The 537-nt window shown below is 71.3% G+C and carries 1 pseudogene; it reads left to right on the top strand.

Going from position 1 to position 537, the window contains the following annotated elements:
• A pseudogene (locus FVA95_RS31855) lies at window positions 1-537 on the top strand (IS21 family transposase); the annotation flags it as partial.

Raw genomic sequence — 537 nt, 5'->3', positions numbered from 1 at the left:
GCATCGGGCGGAGGGTGTCCCGATCAAGGAGATCTCCCGCCGGCTGGGAGTCGCGCGGAACACGGTGCGTTCGGCGCTGCGGGCCCCGTTCCCGCCGCGGTGGGCCCGCGGGGTTCGCTGGCTGATGCGGTCGAGCCGCAGGTGCGGGCTCTGTTGGCGCAGTTCCCGCGGATGCCGGCCACGGTGATCGCCGAGCGGATCGGGTGGGCGCACTCGCTGACCGTGCTCAAGGACCGGATCCGCCAGATCCGCCCGGAGTATCTGGGGGTCGACCCGGTCGACCGGGTCGTCTATGCACCGGGCGAGATCGCCCAGTGTGACCTGTGGTTCCCCGAGACCACGATCCCCGTCGGGGCCGGTCAGGAGCGAGTTCTGCCGGTGCTGGTGATGACGCTGGGCTACTCGCGGTTCCTGTCCGCGACGATGATCCCCTCACGCCAGGCCGGGGACATCCTGTCCGGGATGTGGCAGCTGATCAGCGACGTCGGGCGGGTCACCCGCACCCTGGTCTGGGACCGGGAGTCCGCGATCGGCGGG

Source organism: Pseudonocardia sp. EV170527-09, assembly GCF_008369905.1.
Taxonomy (GTDB): Bacteria; Actinomycetota; Actinomycetes; order Mycobacteriales; family Pseudonocardiaceae; genus Pseudonocardia.
Note: the sequence above shows the minus strand (reverse complement) of the source record. Positions and strands in the feature narration are given on the sequence as shown.